The organism is Rathayibacter sp. CAU 1779 (genome assembly GCF_054551755.1).
On the sequence record NZ_JBTOLK010000001.1, the window covers coordinates 2,231,522 to 2,248,781 of the forward strand.

Here is a 17,260-nt window from a genome sequence, read left to right on the forward strand (position 1 = left end):
GGAAAAGGAGAAGAGAGGAGCCGCGTGCTGTCGCGCTCCTCTCTGATGCACGGCGATTTTACGAGAGCAGCCTGGGAGACCGTGAATCGGTTACGCCGGGTGAAGCTCACTCGGCTGCGGAGTCGAGCGCCCAGTCGTCGAAGCTGAACTCGGGGGAGACGACGCAGCTGACCAGCGTCTCGCCCGCAGCCGGCAGCGTGCGCTGCCACACTCCGGCCGGCACCACGGCCTGCGCCCGGTCTCCGGCGAGGATGTCGGGGCCGAGCACCGTCGTCGTGCCCTCGACCGGCGCGTCGCCGGTGCCGCCGAGCTGCAGTGCGATCCTGCCCGGACCGTGCCAGAGCCAGATCTCGTCCGACTGCACGACATGCCATGCGGATGCCTCGCCGTCCTCGAGCAGGTAGTGGATCAGGGATGCTGCTGCACGCTCGCCTCGCGGCAGTTCGACCGTGACGGGGGAGGTCCAGGTGCGGCGGAACCATCCGCCCTCCGGGTGCGGCTCGAGGTCGAGTTGCTCCGCGAGCGGCGGGCGGATCCGGTGTGCGAATCCCAGGTCTTCGGCGTCGGACGTGCTCATCGTTGCCTCTCTCGGTCGGCGTCATCCTCATCGGCCGCCTCGTGCAGTTCCGGACGTGACCAGCGCAGGCGGCCGTCGACGTAGGTCGCGGCGCAGCGACCGGCGCCGGCCTCGATGAGCTCCGCGACGGCATCCGGAGCGCTGCGGACGGGGACGTCGAAGAACGCGAGGTCGGCAACGGCGCCGACCCCGAACTGTCCGAGGCGGCGCGGGCCGACGTCGAGGCCGAGCGCACGGGCGCCGCCCAGCGTGGCTGCGCCCAGCAGTCGTGCGTGCAGGTCGTCGCCTCGATAGCCCTGTGCCCTTGCGAGCCGATGCAACTCGGCCACGTCGGCCATCAGGTCGAGCGACGGACTCGACGAGAGGGAGTCGGTTCCGACGGCGATCGCGTTGCCTTCCGCGAGGTAGTCGGCGACGGGCGGTGGCTCCAGCCCGATCACATCGTTCGATCGCGGACACAGGGCGACGCTCGTGCCCCTCAGCCGCAACAGACGGCGATCCTGTTCGGTCATGTAGACACCGTGGGCGATGTGACAGTCGGGACCGAGCACGCCGAGCTGGTCGACGAACTCGGTGGCGCTGGTGCCGAACCCGAGCTCACGCAGTGCGCGGAAGCTCTGCACGCCCGCGAACCGCCAGTTCTCGTGGCGCTCGCCGCCGTCCTCGGGCACCCGTTCGCCCTCGAATTGCGATTCTCCGAGGTGGATGTGCAGCCGCAGACCACGCTCGCGCACGATGTCCGGGATCTCGTGCAGCGGCACCGTGTCGAGCGAGTACGGAGCGTGTGGCGACAGTCCCGCGCCGGGCGTGGTGGGGATCCGATCGAGCTCGGCGTGCACCTGGTCGCGTCCGTAGTCTCGCCATTGCTCGTCCTCCCAGCTCATCACCTCCCAGTACGCGATGCCGTGCAAGCCGGTGTCGTGCAGCACAGCAGCCGCCTCGAGGTCGGTGACCACGTCGGCGGCGGCGGTGACCCCGGAGGCGAGAAGCTGTCCCGCACCGGCCACGGCATCCGCTCGCCAGTCGTGCCGTCGCTCGTAGAGGGTGTCGAATGCGCGTGCCCAGTCCTCGAAGCCGCTGTACCGGCCCCGGCCCACCTCGGCCATGCCCGTGTACTGCAGGTGCGTGTGGGCGTTGACGAGCCCGGGCGTGAGGATGCCGTCGGCATGCGTCTCGCGGAACTCCTCGCCGCGTTCCCGCAGCGCGCCGAGCACCCACGCTCGCTCACCCACGTGCAGGATGCGTCCGTCGCGCACCGCGATCGCGCCGTCCAGGATGGGCGGAGCGGTGACCGGCAGCACCAGAGCGGCGGAGAACACGCGGATCTCGGTCACGACGGCGTCCCTTCACGTGGCAGCTCTGCCGGGCCGGGCGACCGAGCGCCCTCCGGCAGGAGCGCGCGACGCGCGATCTCCCGGTCGGCATCGCCTGGCAGGGCGACGAGTCCCGGTTCGAGCCCTGGTGTCGTGAGGAGTGTGCGAAGGGCCTGGAGCTGCGCCGCGAAGGACAGGTCCATGATCTCGATGGGATTGCCCTCGCCCGCCGTGATGTTCACGCAGTCGCCGTCGTCGACGACGGCGACCGTCCGAACGTCGTCGACGGCGAACGATGTCAGATGATCCCCGAGCGATGTGGGGTGTGCAGACTCGCGCAGCGACGCGACCTCGATCTCGTCGTCGACGCCGCCGGCGACGGCGAGGATCGCGCCGTCGGGCATCAGGCGCGCGAGCTCGACGGTGATCGTGTGGGCGACGCCGGTGGCCGAGATGACGATGTCGGCCACCGGCGCGAGTTCCGCGGCCGTGCCTGTCGCGTATCCGGCGTACTGCGCCTCGAGCTCGGCGCGCGGATCCGTGTCCGCTACCAGCACCTTCGCTCCGAGTGCACGGGAGAACTGCGCGACGCCCTGGCCGACGGGTCCGAATCCGATGACGAGCACCACGGCGCCGTCGAACGAGGCGACCAGCCGGCCCGTGCCGTCACCGGAGACGCCTGCCGCCTCGATCGTGTCCGCGAGGGCGAAGACGCAGGACTGCCCGGTGCCGTAGCGGTTGTCGAAGCGGGTCTTCGTGACGGCGTCGTTGACGGCGACCACGGGCATCCGCAACCCGTCGCCGAACGCCTGCAGAGCCCGCACGCCGCTCGTCGTCTCCTCGGCTGCGCCGACCATGCGGGAGACGAGATTCGGCCTTGCCTCGTGAGCGAGCCGGATGACGTGCGCGCCGTCGTCGATGAGCACGTCGGGGTTCGTGTCGAGCAGGCCGAGCGCGAGCGTGCGATCGGAGGCGGCGTCTCCGGCCGCATCCGCGAAGACCGGGATGCCCAGCTCGCGCAGGTGGGCCGCGACGGGCTCGTCCGTCTCGTAGCGGTGCGAGAAGACGGAGACGTCTGCACCCGCGTCGCGCAGCGCGAGCGCCAGTACCGCCGTCTTCGGCTCCAGCACCATCGAGACGGCGATCCGACGGCCGTCGAGAAATGCATCCTCGCGAAGGTCAGCGGCGAAGGATGCCGTGAGCGGCATATGCGCACGAGCCCAGGCGATCCGGCCGGGCGCGGGCGGCAGCGGGAGCCGAACAGCAACGGACGGATCCGCCGGCACGACGTCGATCCCGTCGACCGTGAGGATGCCGGCTCGAGCGCTGGGCAGCGCTCGGTCCGCCATCCGTGCGGTGAGGTCGCCCAGCGTGTCGATGACGATCCGTGGTTCGAAGGCGGTGACGCTCTCCCACGTCGTGTCCGTCGTCGCGACGACGAGGTGGTCGGGCGAGGTCGCCACCTCGCGGGCGCCGCACGATCTCAAGATGCCGCGGAGCGCATCCGCCCGCGCGTCATCGCCGAGCACGGCGAAGGACCGCCCGGCGACCAGCAGGTTCGTGGCGCGCGCGAAGCGACGCACCGCCGTGCGTGCGAAGGCGAGGTCGACTGACACCCCTCAAGCCTAAAGAGGCCGCTCGCACGAACGGACACCGGGCTGGCCGATAGACCGCCCCGCGACGGAGTGAGGAGGTCAGCGGCGCTTGACGCTGCCGGTGAGCTCGGCGACGGCGTCCAGCCGAGGCGGGCGCAGGAGTGCTGCGGCGACCGCGATGACGATGAGCGATGCCGCCCACACGATGAGTCCGACCCAGCTGGAGTCATCCCGCAGCCCGTACATGTGGTTGAGGTTGCGCAGCGGTCCGGTGAGCAGCACGAGCGCCACGTGCACGACGGTGAAGGCGACGAACCAGATCATCACCGAGTAATGGACGACGCGCACGACCGGCAGAGGGAAGGCCTTGTCGAGTCTGCGCAGCCGAACCGACAGTCCGGGAGCAAGGCGGATGCCGGTGAGCACGGCCAGCGGAGCCGCGAGGAACACCGTGGCGAAGTAGGTCAGGAGCTGCAGCGCGTTGTAGTCGACCCAGCCGTTCGTCACCGGCCAGTCCAACGACGCGTACTGCAGCGCGGCGGACACGGCGTTCGGGATCACGTCCCAGCGCGTCGGGACGATCCGCACCCACTGTCCCGTGCTGAACAGCAGAACCACGAAGAGCACGCCCGTCAGCACCCAGAGCGCGTCGACCGTGAGGTGCCACCAGGACGTGAGTGTGATGCGCACCGGCGGGTTCTTCGTGCGAACGAGTCGATCGTTGTCGCGAATCCAGAATTCTCGAGGGCGACCGCCGCCCCGTCTGGTGCGTCTCAACGACCAGCCGGACACCACGATGAAGAACAGGAACGCGCCGCTCAGGAAGTGCAGGATTGCAAGCCACAGCGGAAAGCCCACGGGCGCCCACGCGGGCAGCGCGCTCGTGCCCGGATACGTGCGGATGAAGTCCGCGACGGCAGGCACAGCGACGAACCAGCGAGCGAGGAGCACGACGAACGCTGCGCCGACGACCACGACGGGAACGATCCACGTCAGCGGACGCCACCGGCTCGCCGGACGGGCGGCGGTCTGCTCCTGAGTCGACATCGGCTTCACGGTAGCGCACCGCAGATGGTCGTCGCCTGGAGGGGCGGACCGGCCGTAACAGTACGCAGCGAAGTGGCCGGAGGGCCTTCGATCATGCCTCCCACGGAAGGCGCTGACCGTTCGCGACGGGTGCGACAGGCACGACGATCACCGGCCGATGCTGGCGGTGGGCGAGGTGCACCGCGACCGAGCCGCTGAAGAACTCGTGCGCCGTGGTGCGCAGCCCCGGCTTGCGCGTGCCGACGACGATGGCGATCGCGTCGAGCTCGTCGGCCAGCAGCGCGAGTTCCTGAGCGGGATCGCCCGCGAGCGCCCGAAGCGACCACGGCACGTCCGTCGGATCCAGCATCGAACGCAGCCGCTCGTGGAGCTCGGGATCGAACTGCTCAGTGACCACCTCGCTCGCATCCGGATCGACGGAGAACGCCGTGACGGTCCCGTCCGGGCTGCGATCGGTCGTGTACCGCGTGGGATCGACCGAGGCGAGCACGAGCGCGGCGCCGAGCATCCGTGCGAACCGCACAGCCTCCCGGACGACCTGGTCGGCCTGCGCCGGTGCGACTCCGACGACCAGAACGGTGCCGCGCTTGCCGGTGTCCGGCATCCTCATCGCCCCCTCCCACCAGGATGCTCCGTGCAGGCCGCGCAGACAACCGTGCCCGCCCGTCGCTTGACTTTGCCCCGGACGAGAGCGTGCCGTTATCCTCGAAGCCTGGGTGATGGGGTATCCGCCCGGGCACGACGGAACCGACAGCCGCGCCCGAACCGCCACGTCGGCTGATGACTCCTACCGCACTCATCGAGAGCAAGGTAGGTGAACCATGCCCAGCACGTCCCCCGACCAGGACGCGCCCCGCACGCCGCCCGGATCCGCGAAACCGGATGCCGGCGACCGGTCCGTCGTGTCGGGCGACGCATTCGAGTCCCTCCCCGTCGACAGCGACGTCGAGGTGGCGGATGCCCGCCCTCCGGCGCGCCCGCGTCCGGTGCATCTCACCTGGCGTTTCGTCGGCCTCGTCGCATTCGGCGGCGCGATTGGAACGGGAGCCCGCGAGGCGCTGAGCCTCGTCATCCCGGCGGCCGGAGCCTTCCCGACCGGGATCTTCGTGATCAACCTCACCGGTGCCTTCGCTCTCGGTGTCGTGCTCGAACTCCTGTTGCGTCTGGGATCCGATGAGGGTCGTCGCCGGGCGTTGCGACTCCTTATCGGAACGGGGTTCATGGGCGGTTACACGACGTACAGCACCTTGGCCGTCGGCGTCGCCGTGACGTTCGGGACCGGTCACGAGTGGGTGGGCATCGGGTACGGCCTGGTGAGCGTGGTGGCCGGCGCCGCGGCATCCGTCGCGGGAATCCTGGTCGGCGGCCGGTTGAAGCGTGCGACCGAGCGGACACGCGTCGGGTCGAAGCGTGCGGCGGAGAGGCGGCACGGGTGAATCCGGGGATCTTCGTCGCACTGTGCCTTGCCGGCGGCGTCGGCGCCGCTCTGCGGTTCGTGGTGGACGGACTGGTGCGCTCGCGGGCGCGCTCACCGTTCCCGTGGGGGACCGCCGTGATCAACGTGTCGGGGTCGTTCATCCTCGGGCTTCTCACCGGACTCGCCGTGAGTGCGCTGCTGACGCCCCAGTGGGTGCTCGTGCTCGGCACGGGGATGATGGGCGGCTACACGACCTTCAGCACGGCGAGCATCGAGACGGTGCGCCTGATTCAGGAACGCGAGTGGGTGATGGCGTTCAGCAACGGCATCCTCGTGCTGGTCGCCACCGTCGCCGTCGGATTCGGTGGTCTCTGGCTCGGCTCGGTGCTCTGAGCGTCGCCACCGACCGACTGAGGAACGCTTCACGTTCCTCGACCGCGCGAACCCGGTGTGGTGTGCTTCTGGTGTGTCTGAGGAATCGGAGCCCGCGCCGGGCCAGCATCCGGATGAACCGCATCGCGCCGGACTCGCCCAGCGCCTGAACTGGCTGCGTGCCGGTGTGCTGGGCGCCAACGACGGCATCGTCTCCGTCGCGGCGATCGTGGTCGGCGTCGCGGGCGCGACGTCGAGCGTCGACGCGATCGTTGTCGCGGGACTGGCCGCCCTGGTGGGCGGCGCGGTGTCGATGGCGCTCGGCGAGTACGTCTCCGTGAGCAGCCAGCGGGACAGCGAGCGGGCGCTCATCGCGAAAGAGACCGAGGAGCTCGCCACCATGCCCGACGAGGAGTTCGAGGAGCTCGCCGGGCTGTACCGGGCGAAGGGCCTGTCGGAGGCGACCGCATACAAGGTGGCGGAGGAGCTGACCGCCCACGACGCGCTGCGCGCGCACCTCTCCGCGGAACTGGACATCGATCCCGACGACGTCGTGAGTCCGTGGCATGCTGCGCTCGCGTCGGCGCTGTCGTTCCTCATCGGCGGTGCGCTGCCGATGCTGACCATCCTCCTTCCGTCTGAGTGGCGGGTGCCCGTCACGTTCGTGGCCGTGATCGTGGCGCTCGCCGTGACGGGTTACGTCGCGGCTGCCATCGGGGGAAGCGCACGCGGCAAGGCTGCTCTCCGGGTGGTGATCGGCGGCGCGATCGCGCTCGCCGCCACGTTCCTGATCGGCCGCCTGTTCAACACGACGGCCGGGTGAGCCCCGGGTCATACCAGCGGCTCAGCTCGATGCCGCCCGCCCAGCGCCGCACGGCGCCCGAGGGGGAGATCATGATCCCGGATCTCACTCCCTCGGCACCGATCCACGTGAGGTCGTCGAAGCCGGCGATCACGGCCGTGGTGGCCCAGAGGTCCGCGGCGGTGAGGCCGTCGGCCACGACCGTTGCGCTGGCCACCGTGGTCGCCGGGGAGCCGGTGCGGGGGTCGATGATGTGGGATCCGCGCTCGGCGGTACCCGAGGTCGCCACCGCACCGGTGCGGACCTCGATCGTGGCGGCGACGCCACCGGGTGCGGCCGGATCCGCGATGCCGACATGCCAGCGCCAGTCGGATCCCTCCGCCGTGAAGAGCTGCATGTCCCCGCCGACGCCGATGCCCACAGCATCCACGCCATCCGCGTCGAGCAGCGGCTCGAGGCTGTGGCGGGCGGCCGTCTCGGTCGCCCAGCCTTTGACGTATCCGGTCGGGTCGAACCGGCCTTGATGCCAGGCGTCGAACAGGCCGTGGGTGAGCCGTTTCGCCTCCTCGCACTGGCCGCTGACCACCGTCACGCGGGCATCGGCATCGGCCGGCGCGAGGACGCCGGCACGAATCCGGGAGATGTCGGAATCGGCGCGGAACGGGGAGAAGACCTGCTCGAGGTCGGCGAGCTCCCGGAGGCAGGCGTCGATCGCCTGCTGGACCTCGCGTTCGTCCACCGGACCGCCGACGGCATCCCCGAGCACGTGGATGCTCGCCACGGTTCCCATGACCGGCGCCGTACGGACGAGTCTCCTGCGGTCGTGCCCGGTCCGATCCGGCCCAGTCCGGTCCGGTCCACTCCGGTCCGGCTCAGCTCGATGCTGGAGGGGGCGATCGTTTTCGGTGCGATCGGACACAGCGGGCTCCGTCACGCGTGCGCCTCGTCGAGCGCGCTCTGCAGGGACTTCAGGTAGCCCTCGCTGGTGAACGTGGCGCCGGAGATCATGTCGATGTTCGCATTCTGCGCGTCGAGCGTCTCCGAGACGAGCTCGGGCACAGCCTGACGGTTGATCTCCTGGTCGCGGAAGCTCTCCGTCGGGTATACCGGCACATCGACCTTGGTGATCGTGCCGCCGGAGACGGTGACCGCGACCTGCACGGGTCCGTAGCGGGTGTCGGTCGACGCGCCGGTGAATGTGCCGTCCTTCAGACCGTTGGACGAAGCGGATGCTGATGCCGACGGCGAGCTGGACGACGACCCGCTCGAACCCGAGCCAGAGGACGAACCCGTCGTACCCGACCCTGTCGAGTTCGACGATCCGGTCGTGCCTGCGCCGTTCGTGGTGCCGCCGCTGCCGGAGGCGGAGGCGGCCGGACTCACCGCGTCGAGCGACGTCCGATAGCTGAACAGCAGCACGACGCCGGTGATCGTCGCCAGCAGTCCGTAGATGATCTTCTTCATGGGGGCCTTCTGCAGCTGTCGTCAGATCGAGAATCGCTCGGTGTGGATGCGGGATGCGCTCAGCCCGGCTGCGCGCAGGTCCCTGGTCACGCTGTCCATCCAGGGCTCGGGGCCGCAGACGTACGCGTCGTAGAGTTCGAGGTCGGGCGCGACGTAGCGGATCAGGTCGTCGCCCGCCCACTCCGCGTGCGACTGCGGAAGCCATGGCGACGCGCCTCGCGAGCGGTGTCCGTCGAGCCTGGCGTAACGCACGCCCCGGTTCTGCACCAGATCGCCGATCGCCTCGCTGCGGAGTGCGTCCCGCGCTTCGTGGTCGCGCACGATGAGCGCCGCATCGCCTGCGGCGTACTCCTCGGATTCCAGCAGCGAGACGAGCGGCGTCACGCCGGCGCCCGCGCCGATCATGAGCAGCTTGCGACCGCGGCGCTCGCGGCCGGTCAGCCGTCCGAACGGGCCCTCGAACGCCACGCGGGTCCCCGGCCGCAGGTCGAGCAGCCGGTGCGTGCCGTCACCGAGAACCCTGGCGGAGATGACGAGCTCGTCGCCCTGGGGAGCTGCAGCGAGCGAGAACGGATGTCCGCGCATCCATCCCGGCCCGTCGAGAAAACGCCACAGGAAGAACTGTCCGGACTCGGCACGAAGGCGTGCCAGCCCGCGACCGCGCATGCGCACCACCACGCCGCGTCCGCCGTCCGGCTCCACCGAGGCGACGCGCACGCTGTGCCTGAGCGAGCGGATGACGGGCACGAGCACCCTGAACACGACGAGGCTCAGCGCCGAGGCCGCCCAGAGGGTCCACCAGTACACGGTCGCAGGCAGCGAAGCCAGGAAGTCGGCGCCGGTCCAGAGCATGTGCGGGATGGACAGGCCGACGCCGATGTACGCGTACAGGTGCAGCAGGTGCCACGACTCGTACCGAAGGCGCCGCCGCGCCCGCCGCATCGACGTGATGACCACCAGGATCAGCAGCAGCGTCCCGGCCGTGGCGAGAAGCATGCCCGGGTAGTCCCAGACGAACTGCCAGGCCTGCACGATGAGGTTCGTGCCGCTCTCCGCCGCATAGCCGACGGTGATGAGCACGATGTGGGCGAGCATCAGCCAGAACGACCAGAAGCCGACGAGACGGTGCATGCGGGTCATGCCGTCGCGACCGAATCCGCGCTCGAACAACGGGATGCGCGCCATCAGCAGCACCTGGTAGAGCAGCAGGTTCGCTGCGACGAGCCCCGTGACGCGTCCGAGGGTGTTGAGCGTGTCCGCGTCGAAGCGCAGGAGGTCCTCGAGACCGCCGCCGGACACCCACAGCGCGACGACGAAGAGGCTGGTCAGCCAGATGACGGCGACGGCTCCCAGACGCCACCAGTCCGTCGGCGGACGTCGCTCCACGTCCGCGCCGGCCCAGGAAGCGTGCGCGATCGGCCCATCCGGCGTCAGCGACGCCCGCTCCTGTCCGAAGGTGGTCATGGTTCGATCGTGCTCACGGGATTATGAGGAAGATACAAGAATCCGTTCCGTCCAGGGACCTCAGGGACGATCCATAGAATTCGAGGTGGGCACCCGGTGGACGGGACGATCGAGACGAACGACCCGCGAGGGTGAAGCTCGACCACCGAGTCAGGGGATGTTCTTGCGACGGGTGGAACGCGGCCGCCCGGCCAAGGGGAGGCTCAGGATGCTCCGCCGCGCGACATCCGCGATCCCGAGCGCTCCGAGCGCCACGATCGGGTACGCCACGATCGTCGAGACCAGCGGCGGCCACGAGCTCAGCAGCCCGCCGGCCGCAAGGAGCAGCGCCCAGAGCACGAGCGGATGCGCCAGGAAGACGCCGAACGAACGGTCCGAGAGGTAGTCGAGGGTGCGGTGTGGATTCTCGGGTCGGCGATCGACCCACCACGCCCCGATCGCCAGGAGCGCCACGGCAGCCACCGCAGACCACACCAGGACGGCCGGCTGGTACGCGGTGGACGCCTTGTAGACGCTGTACCCCCACGAGAGCTGCAGCAGGTAGGCGCCGACCGTGAGGGCGGCAGCGATGGGCGTGACGATCGCGATGAGGCGGCGATGCGCGCGAACCCACTGCAGTACGGCCGTGGAGTGATCGGCGGCGACGGCCCCCGCGATGATGAACGCCTGGTAGTTGATCACGTTGCTGAACAGATTGATCCAGTGCATCGATCCCGGCTTGTACTGGTCGAAGGCGCTGATGGTCAGCTGCAAAGCGAACGATAGTGACACGAGCAGCCAGTGCCGGCGACGCGTGGCCTTGACCAGCCAGACGAGCAGTGGGAACAGCAGGTAGATCTGCATCGTGACCAGCAGGAAGTACATGTGGTAATACGCCGTGCCGGTGAGCGAAGACCAGAAGAAGTGCTGCAGGAACTGCCACAGGTCGAATGGCTTGCCGACCGCGCTGACGATGCAGTAGATGAGCGACCACACCAGGTACGGAACGCCGACGAGCAGGAACCGCTTCGGCCAGAATTCACGCATCGGCTTCGGCTTGCGCAGGTAGCTGAGCGTGAGCACGAACCCGCTCAGCGCGAAGAAGACCTCGCGGGTGAAGTGCAGCAGGATCAGGCTTCCCACGATCGGTGCGCTGCCCTGCGCGGTGTGGCTCACCACGTGCACGCCGATGACGCAGGCGAACGTGAGGACGCGCACGACCTCCAGCTCGTAGAGTTTGCGCCGCTTGGCGGGGCGCTTCACGGTTTCGGGTGAGGCCACACCTCAGTCTTACGCGACGGCGACTCTGCGTTCGGTGACCGGACCGTCGAGGCTGATCCTCGTCCGCTCTGCGACCGCGACGTGTGTCGCACAGATGGGCGGATTCTGTGAGCCGCAGCGTGATGCTGGCCTTCCGAGGGAAGGGGAACGGCATGATCTGGACGCTGGTGACGGTCGGTTTCGTCGTGGCCGCCGTGGGTCTCGGCGCGCTCTACACCGTTGCGGTCGTCGGCTCGGCCGAGGAGCACAGCGCTCACCGCGATCTCGCCGTGGACGAGCTCGGCGACTGAGCAGGAGGGGCTCCGCTCGACGGGCCATTCTCAGCGAGCCGGGGCAGCCGCACTCGAAAGAGGCCTCAGCCGATACATCGCCGTGGCGTGGCCGCCGAGTGTGACGGCGATCGACGTTCCGATCGTCACACGCTCGCCATTCTGCAGTTCCTCGCCGGATGACGCGGGGCCAAGACCCAGCGCCCGGCTCGCCACCGAGATGCGCGACGCCGTCGCATCCAGTGCGGTGATCGTCACCGCGACGCTGCCGTCAGCGAGCGGCCTGGCGAGCACGAGTGCGTGGCCGGATGACGCGGCGACGATGACGGGACGCGCGCCGAGCGGGTCCTGGTCGACCGCGATGATCCTGTGGTTGCCGAGGATGCCGAGCGTGGTGCTCGACGCCGTCGAGAGATCGTCACCCATCAGGAGCGGCGCAGACAGCTCTGCCCACAACGCGAAGTGGCTGCGCTGCTCGGCAGTCGACATGCCGCCGTTGCCGACCTCGAGCATGTCCGGATCGTTCCAGTAGCCCGCAACGTGCACGGCGCCGCCGGCGAGCGTGCTGCGCACGAGGGATACGACAGAAGGCCAGGAGTCCTGGATGTCGGGCGTGGTGCGCGACAGGTTCGACACCCAGTGCCGCCAGGCGGGCGCCGGCTCCTCCGGCTTGTCGTGGATGCTGAATACGATCCGCCTGCCCGTCGCGTCGAGCGCAGCCCGCATCTGCGCGAACGCCTGCTCGTGTCCGATGCCGTCGCGGTCGGCCGCGCACCAGTCGTACTTCAGGTAGTCGACGCCCCACGCGGCGAAGGCCCTGGCGTCTTGCCCGACGTGTCCGAAGCTGCCGACGCTGCCCGGATATCCCTGGTAGCGCTCGGCGCAGGTCCGCCGGCCGGGCGCTGCATAGAGACCGAAGCGCAGGCCCTTCGCGTGCACGTACGCGGCGAGGGCGGCGATCCCGTGCGGGAAGCGCTTCGGATCCGCGCGGAGTCGACCGCTCGAGTCGCGGGTCGGATCCTGCCAGCAGTCGTCGACGTTGATGAACGTGTAGCCGGCGGCGCGCAGCCCATCCGCGACGATGGCGTCGGCGGCGGCCCTCACGTCCGCTTCGGTGACGGAGCATCCGAAGCGGTTCCAGCTGTTCCAGCCCATCGGCGGCGTCGCGACCTCGGCGGCGACGTCGGCGCGGTCCGCGACCGAGGGCGCCGCCGCGCATCCGGCCAGCAGAAGGCATGCCGTTGCCGCCAGGGAACCCGCGAGCAGTGATGTGCGCCGTCGGTTCACTTCACCGGCTCCGGCTTGACCCGCACGGGCGACATCCACGCGGCCACGATCACCGCGGTGATGGCTCCCGCCGCCATGATGGACGCGAGCACCACGATCTGGAATCGTCCGGCCTCCAGCGGCGAGACGCCGCCGAAGATGGCGCCGACGAACGCTCCGGGCAGAGTGACGAGCCCAGTCGTCTTGGTCTGATCCGTCGACGGGATCAGCGCGGCGTAGACGGCGTCACGAGCCAGATCGTGGGTGGACTGGCGGGGTGTCGCGCCGAGCGACATCCACGCCTCCACCTGGTCCCAGCGGTCGCGCACGAGCTCGACGAACCGGCGTCCGGCGAGCGTGGCGATCGTCATGGAGTTGCCGATCACGATGCCGCCGATGGCGAGCACGTAGCGGGCGGAGAACTCGATCGTTCCCGTCACGAAGACGACCGTGAGCGTGACGGCGATACCCGTTGCCATGGCAGTGAGGATCATGAACGCGTGGTCCCTGCTCCATCCGATGCGCCGGATGGCTGTGAAGCTCGCCACTGCGAACATCACCAGGAGCGCGACGGCCACCCAGTATCCGCTCGTGATCACGCCGGCGAGGATGACGCTCACGACCGCCAGCTGCAGCATGCCGCGCAACACGGCCAGCGCCGGCGCCCAGCGCTTGGGTGCGCCATAGATCCAGAGCACCGCCGTCGTCAACGCGATCAGCACCGCCACGCCGATGAGGCTGTCCAGCAGCACAGTCGTCATGGCAGGAGCCTACGGATGCCCGCGCCCGCGCGCCCGCATCGGCTCACGACGGTACATGGCGGCCACCAGCCCGGCCATCAGCAGCACGAGAACGAGGGACACCCAGCCCTCCCCGAACCCGAGCCCGCCGTCCACGCGCTCCTTGCCGAACCAGTCGGCCACGGATGCCCCGAGCGGCCTGGTCACGACGTACGCGAACCAGAAGCAGAACACGGCGTTCCAACGCGCGAGGCGGTATCCGAGCGCCGGGATGAGGATCACCACGGCGAAGATCGCGACGGATGCGAGGTACCCGAGCCCGAGTCCCACCGCGGCGAGGTCGCCGAGCGCGGTGCCCATCGCGAAGGTGGCGACGACGGCCGCCCAGTAGAGCAGTTCGCGCCGCGTGGTCGTGATGTCGTGCACCGATAGGGTGCGCTCGAGCCGCCACCAGAGGAGGAACACCAGGGCGAGCACGACGGCGTAGAACGCCGAGCTGACGGCGTACGGCACGCCGAACGCAACGTGCATCACATCTGCGGCCATGGTGCCGAACACGCCGACCATGCCGACGGCTGTCCAATACGCCCAGGGCGTGTACCTGCGACGACTCAACTGAACGTTCAGCGCGATCGCGAACAGGGCGAATCCGCAGAGAACGGCCACGACGGGCGGCAACACGTGGATCGAGTAGTCCGAAACGGCCTCGCCCATTGCGGTGGAAACGGCTTTGGTGATCCAGAAGAGAGGTGTCGGATCGGGCACGCGCTGCTGTCGGGTGCGCACGGCGGTGGTGGCGAGTCGTGTCATCGGGGCTCTCTGCAACGGTCTCTCTGCGACGGGCGGACGCCGCGCGATCGGTGGACGAAAGAAAGGTGGACGAAAGTAAAGGGATGCGCGGACGTCACCGCGTGAACAGATAGGTCACGCTGCGATACGAGGAGTAGTGGGCGGTCTTGTGGAAGCCCAGCCCCTCGAGCGACGACACACCCCAGGTGTCGGTGTGTCCCGTGGTCGCGTACTCCACGACCCACACCCGATCGACGCGGTCGAATCTGCCGAGCGCCGCGGCGTGCGCGATGGAGTACGTGGAGTCGTGCCAGGTCGTGTTCTCCGCGTAGGGCACATCGAGCGCGAGGTCCTTCACCTTCGCGAACGCGGACGGATCGGTGTCCATGGCGAGCCGCGTACGTCGCGACGGACGCACGCTTCCGTCGAACAGGATGCCGTCACCGGGGCGCGCCTGCGCCTGCACCGTCGCCGCGATCTCGTTCCAGTCCGAGTTGTTCATGGCGTAGGGCGTGCGCTGGGAGACCCATACCGGCGCGGCTGTCACGAGCACGATGGCGGCGAGACCGACGGCGATCCACGTGCGGCGCGCGAGCCGATCGATGCCGGCCGCCATGAGCACGGCGGCTGCGGGTGCGGCGAAAGCGCCGTACCGCGCGGTGTACCCCGCCATCACCGGGCTGGCCGCGATGAGCAGTCCGGCGGGCAGGAACAGCCAGCAGGCGGCGAGCACGACCGCGTCCGGGCGGGATGCCGTCACCGCCGAGCCGCGGATCCGTCGTCGCTGCACGATGCGGTACGCTAGGTCGCCGAGTGCGACGACGATGAGCAGCCACGCCACGATGGCGAACGCCGTCGTGCCGAACCACATCTGCACGAACACCGTCGACGGGGTCACCTCGCTGCGGTGCTGGAGGTACGACACCTGACCGCGTTCGAGGACGGCGAACACGATCAGGGGCGATGCCGCGAGCACAGCGGAGCCCGTCGCGATCACCCAGGCACGCAGGTGCCGCCTTGCCGTCGGCGTGAAGGCGAGGAAGGCGCCGATGGCGACGGCCATCAGCACGTCGTACAGGAACAGGTATGTTCCGACCGCGAGCAGCACGCCGTAGGCGATCCAGAGCCGTGTCGCGCGTCCGCCGCGCAAGACGAGCTCGGCCACGACGACGCACAGCACGGCGCAGATCGCGGCGTCGAACGCGTATCCGCGCGCCTCTTCGCCGACATCCGTGAGCCGGGGGAGCACCGCCGCGATGAGACCCGCAAGTACGGCGAGACGTGTCGAGTGCATCCGTCCGCAGAGCCAGGCGACGGCGGCGGCCGCCACGCCGATCGCGACAGCGCTCGGCAGACGGACGGCGAATGGGCTCGTGCCTGCCAGCCGCACCCAGAAATGCAGCATGACGTAGTAGCTGCCGTGTACTGCGTCGACATGGGTGAGCATCGTGAAGAGGCTGCCCAGCGGACGCTTCGCGGAGAGCAGGCTCGCGGCCTCGTCGCCCCACAACGACGGCACCCAGGAGCCGAGCATGCTGACCGCCATGGCGAAGGCTCCAGTAGACAACGCCACCACCCAGAGATGACGCTTGGGCCTCACCTGCACGGCAGTCGCGATCGATGTCGTGGCGTACTCGAGCATGTTCCGCAGTCAAAGCGCCGGACTCCCAGAACCGACTAAGAGGAGGGCTCGAACGCACAGCCTGTCAGCATTCCCAGGACCCGTCCCCGCGGCGACGGCGCCGATTCTTAGACGAGCATGGGTGGGCAGGCGAGAGCGTGACGCGTGTGGACCTGGAAGCAGCCGATCGGCCGATGGCGCAGCGCGACGCACGCGACGAGTCGCGTCGGGCCGCGCGCGCCCTGACCGCTGTCGGCCACCCCGTCTCGTGGATCGTCGCTGGGATCCTGGCCCTTGTCGCGGTCGTCGTCGTCGGGCTGCTGCTGACGGCTCACCCCGCGTGGTCCCGCGCCGAGTTCGCTCTCGATCGGATGCTCGACGTGCACTCGTTCGCCCTCGTCGACGTCACGGCGCTGGTGTTCGACATGATGGTGAGCACGGTGGCTGCGCTGGTGCTCCTGGCGATCGCCGGACTCATGATCTACCTGCTCGCGGATTCGGTCACCGCTGCGGTCTTCCTGGGCTTCGTCGGAGCGAGCTGGGCGGCCTCGGTGGGGCTGGCGCACCTCGTGGACCGGCCACTCCTCGACCTGGATGCGGCGCATCCACTCGCGGGGTCGGGACCGCTCAGCTTTCCGAGCACCCCGACGGTGTTCGGCGCCGCCGTGATCATCGGCTTCGTCGTCGTGGCTCGCCGCGGGCCGTGGCGGTGGGGCGTCGCGGGAGTAGCGGCCGCGGCACTGGCCCTGCTCATCTGGTCACGCCTGCGCCTGGCGGTCGGATACCCGTCGGATGCCGTGGCCGGCGTTGTCGTGGCGCTCGCCATCGCGGCGATCTACTACCCGCTCGCGCTCAATGTGGTGCTGCCGGCGATCCGCAGCAGGATGCGGCGACGCGGGCGCGGATCCGTCTAGCGACGGCGCGAGACAACCCAGGCCAACTTAGTCGTCGGCACCATCGGGGTCGTCGGGCGACCACTCGTCGTCGCGCAGCCGCGCCTCGTTGCCGAGGAGTGCGAGTCCGCAGAAGAGCGCGGTGGCGAGGACGGATGCGCTCACCACTCCGACACCAGTGGCCCACTTGACCTGCATGGCTGCCTCCACCCCACGTTCTTGCAGTCAAGACTCTGCGGTGGCCTCCCAGATTCGTCCCAGAACGCTGATCCTGTGCCGAGCACGCCGCGATCCTGTGCGCAGTCTCAGCCCGCCAGCGTCTCGAGAGGTCTCGTGACGAGGTCTCGCTCGAAATAGGGAGCGACGTCGCT

General features: G+C 69.3%; 19 protein-coding genes and 1 riboswitch. Of the genes, 5 read left to right on the forward strand and 14 right to left on the reverse strand.

What is annotated here, in order from left to right:
* Window positions 1-106: 106 nt before the first annotated feature.
* The 5 genes from ACX9R5_RS10170 to ACX9R5_RS10190 form a co-directional block, all read right to left on the reverse strand.
* The gene (locus ACX9R5_RS10170; protein ID WP_459408857.1) at window positions 107-577 is read right to left on the reverse strand and encodes a cupin domain-containing protein; all 471 of its coding nucleotides are present in this window, start codon (window positions 575-577) and stop codon (window positions 107-109) included.
* Complete coding sequence (locus ACX9R5_RS10175) at window positions 574-1,911, reverse strand: amidohydrolase family protein (RefSeq protein ID WP_459408858.1); 1,338 nt, start codon at window positions 1,909-1,911, stop codon at window positions 574-576. The genes ACX9R5_RS10170 and ACX9R5_RS10175 overlap by 4 nt, the downstream gene beginning before the upstream one ends.
* Entirely contained in the window at window positions 1,908-3,506 is a 1,599-nt protein-coding gene (locus ACX9R5_RS10180) for an adenosylhomocysteinase (protein ID WP_459408859.1), read from the reverse strand. The genes ACX9R5_RS10175 and ACX9R5_RS10180 overlap by 4 nt, the downstream gene beginning before the upstream one ends.
* A 78-nt stretch (window positions 3,507-3,584) precedes the next feature.
* Window positions 3,585-4,532: a cytochrome b/b6 domain-containing protein gene (locus ACX9R5_RS10185; RefSeq protein WP_459408860.1), complete on the reverse strand. Its 948-nt coding sequence runs from the start codon at window positions 4,530-4,532 to the stop codon at window positions 3,585-3,587.
* Between the two features lie 91 nt (window positions 4,533-4,623).
* Window positions 4,624-5,142: a universal stress protein gene (locus ACX9R5_RS10190; RefSeq protein WP_459408861.1), complete on the reverse strand. Its 519-nt coding sequence runs from the start codon at window positions 5,140-5,142 to the stop codon at window positions 4,624-4,626.
* A 96-nt stretch (window positions 5,143-5,238) separates the two neighbouring features.
* Window positions 5,239-5,329: riboswitch (Fluoride riboswitch) on the forward strand.
* A 24-nt stretch (window positions 5,330-5,353) separates the two neighbouring features.
* Between ACX9R5_RS10190 and ACX9R5_RS10195 the strand changes: the two genes are divergently transcribed.
* From ACX9R5_RS10195 to ACX9R5_RS10205, 3 genes are all read left to right on the forward strand, one after another.
* A complete protein-coding gene (locus ACX9R5_RS10195; RefSeq protein WP_459408862.1) occupies window positions 5,354-5,968 on the forward strand; it encodes a fluoride efflux transporter FluC in 615 nt (204 codons plus the stop codon).
* Window positions 5,965-6,342: a fluoride efflux transporter CrcB gene (gene crcB, locus ACX9R5_RS10200; protein ID WP_459408863.1), complete on the forward strand. Its 378-nt coding sequence runs from the start codon at window positions 5,965-5,967 to the stop codon at window positions 6,340-6,342. Before ACX9R5_RS10195 ends, crcB begins: the two co-directional genes overlap by 4 nt.
* A gap of 73 nt (window positions 6,343-6,415) precedes the next feature.
* Complete coding sequence (locus ACX9R5_RS10205) at window positions 6,416-7,144, forward strand: VIT1/CCC1 transporter family protein (RefSeq protein WP_459408864.1); 729 nt, start codon at window positions 6,416-6,418, stop codon at window positions 7,142-7,144.
* Here the strand turns inward: ACX9R5_RS10205 and ACX9R5_RS10210 are convergent.
* The 4 genes from ACX9R5_RS10210 to ACX9R5_RS10225 form a co-directional block, all read right to left on the reverse strand.
* Window positions 7,125-7,913 (reverse strand): FAD:protein FMN transferase, encoded by a 789-nt coding sequence (locus ACX9R5_RS10210; protein ID WP_459408865.1) that lies wholly within the window; start codon window positions 7,911-7,913, stop codon window positions 7,125-7,127. The two genes, ACX9R5_RS10205 and ACX9R5_RS10210, sit on opposite strands and share 20 nt — an antisense overlap.
* 140 nt (window positions 7,914-8,053) lie before the next feature.
* The gene (locus tag ACX9R5_RS10215; RefSeq protein WP_459408866.1) at window positions 8,054-8,587 is read right to left on the reverse strand and encodes an FMN-binding protein; all 534 of its coding nucleotides are present in this window, start codon (window positions 8,585-8,587) and stop codon (window positions 8,054-8,056) included.
* Window positions 8,588-8,608: 21 nt separating this feature from the next.
* The gene (locus ACX9R5_RS10220) at window positions 8,609-10,051 is read right to left on the reverse strand and encodes a ferredoxin reductase family protein (protein WP_459408867.1); all 1,443 of its coding nucleotides are present in this window, start codon (window positions 10,049-10,051) and stop codon (window positions 8,609-8,611) included.
* Window positions 10,052-10,201: 150 nt separating this feature from the next.
* Window positions 10,202-11,311, reverse strand: coding sequence for an acyltransferase (locus ACX9R5_RS10225; RefSeq protein WP_459408868.1), 1,110 nt, complete (start codon window positions 11,309-11,311; stop codon window positions 10,202-10,204).
* Window positions 11,312-11,463: 152 nt separating this feature from the next.
* Between ACX9R5_RS10225 and ACX9R5_RS10230 the strand changes: the two genes are divergently transcribed.
* Complete coding sequence (locus tag ACX9R5_RS10230; protein WP_459408869.1) at window positions 11,464-11,601, forward strand: hypothetical protein; 138 nt, start codon at window positions 11,464-11,466, stop codon at window positions 11,599-11,601.
* Between the two features lie 30 nt (window positions 11,602-11,631).
* Here the strand turns inward: ACX9R5_RS10230 and ACX9R5_RS10235 are convergent, their stop codons facing one another.
* From ACX9R5_RS10235 to ACX9R5_RS10250, 4 genes are all read right to left on the reverse strand, one after another.
* Window positions 11,632-12,867: a glycoside hydrolase family 27 protein gene (locus tag ACX9R5_RS10235; protein WP_459408870.1), complete on the reverse strand. Its 1,236-nt coding sequence runs from the start codon at window positions 12,865-12,867 to the stop codon at window positions 11,632-11,634.
* Window positions 12,864-13,607: an ABC transporter permease gene (locus tag ACX9R5_RS10240; protein ID WP_459408871.1), complete on the reverse strand. Its 744-nt coding sequence runs from the start codon at window positions 13,605-13,607 to the stop codon at window positions 12,864-12,866. Before ACX9R5_RS10240 ends, ACX9R5_RS10235 begins: the two co-directional genes overlap by 4 nt.
* 9 nt (window positions 13,608-13,616) lie before the next feature.
* A complete protein-coding gene (locus ACX9R5_RS10245; RefSeq protein ID WP_459408872.1) occupies window positions 13,617-14,396 on the reverse strand; it encodes a COG4705 family protein in 780 nt (259 codons plus the stop codon).
* Window positions 14,397-14,490: 94 nt separating this feature from the next.
* Window positions 14,491-16,017: a glycosyltransferase family 39 protein gene (locus ACX9R5_RS10250; RefSeq protein ID WP_459408873.1), complete on the reverse strand. Its 1,527-nt coding sequence runs from the start codon at window positions 16,015-16,017 to the stop codon at window positions 14,491-14,493.
* Window positions 16,018-16,154: 137 nt separating this feature from the next.
* Here ACX9R5_RS10250 and ACX9R5_RS10255 point away from each other — a divergent pair, with 137 nt between their 5' ends.
* Window positions 16,155-16,910, forward strand: a complete 756-nt coding sequence (locus ACX9R5_RS10255; RefSeq protein WP_459408874.1) for a phosphatase PAP2 family protein — start codon at window positions 16,155-16,157, stop codon at window positions 16,908-16,910.
* Window positions 16,911-16,937: 27 nt separating this feature from the next.
* On the opposite strand, the gene ACX9R5_RS10260 is transcribed toward ACX9R5_RS10255, so the two are convergent.
* Window positions 16,938-17,087 carry a hypothetical protein gene (locus ACX9R5_RS10260; RefSeq protein WP_459408875.1) on the reverse strand — a complete coding sequence of 50 codons (150 nt, stop codon included), beginning with the start codon at window positions 17,085-17,087 and terminating at the stop codon, window positions 16,938-16,940.
* Between the last annotated feature and the right edge of the window lie 173 nt (window positions 17,088-17,260).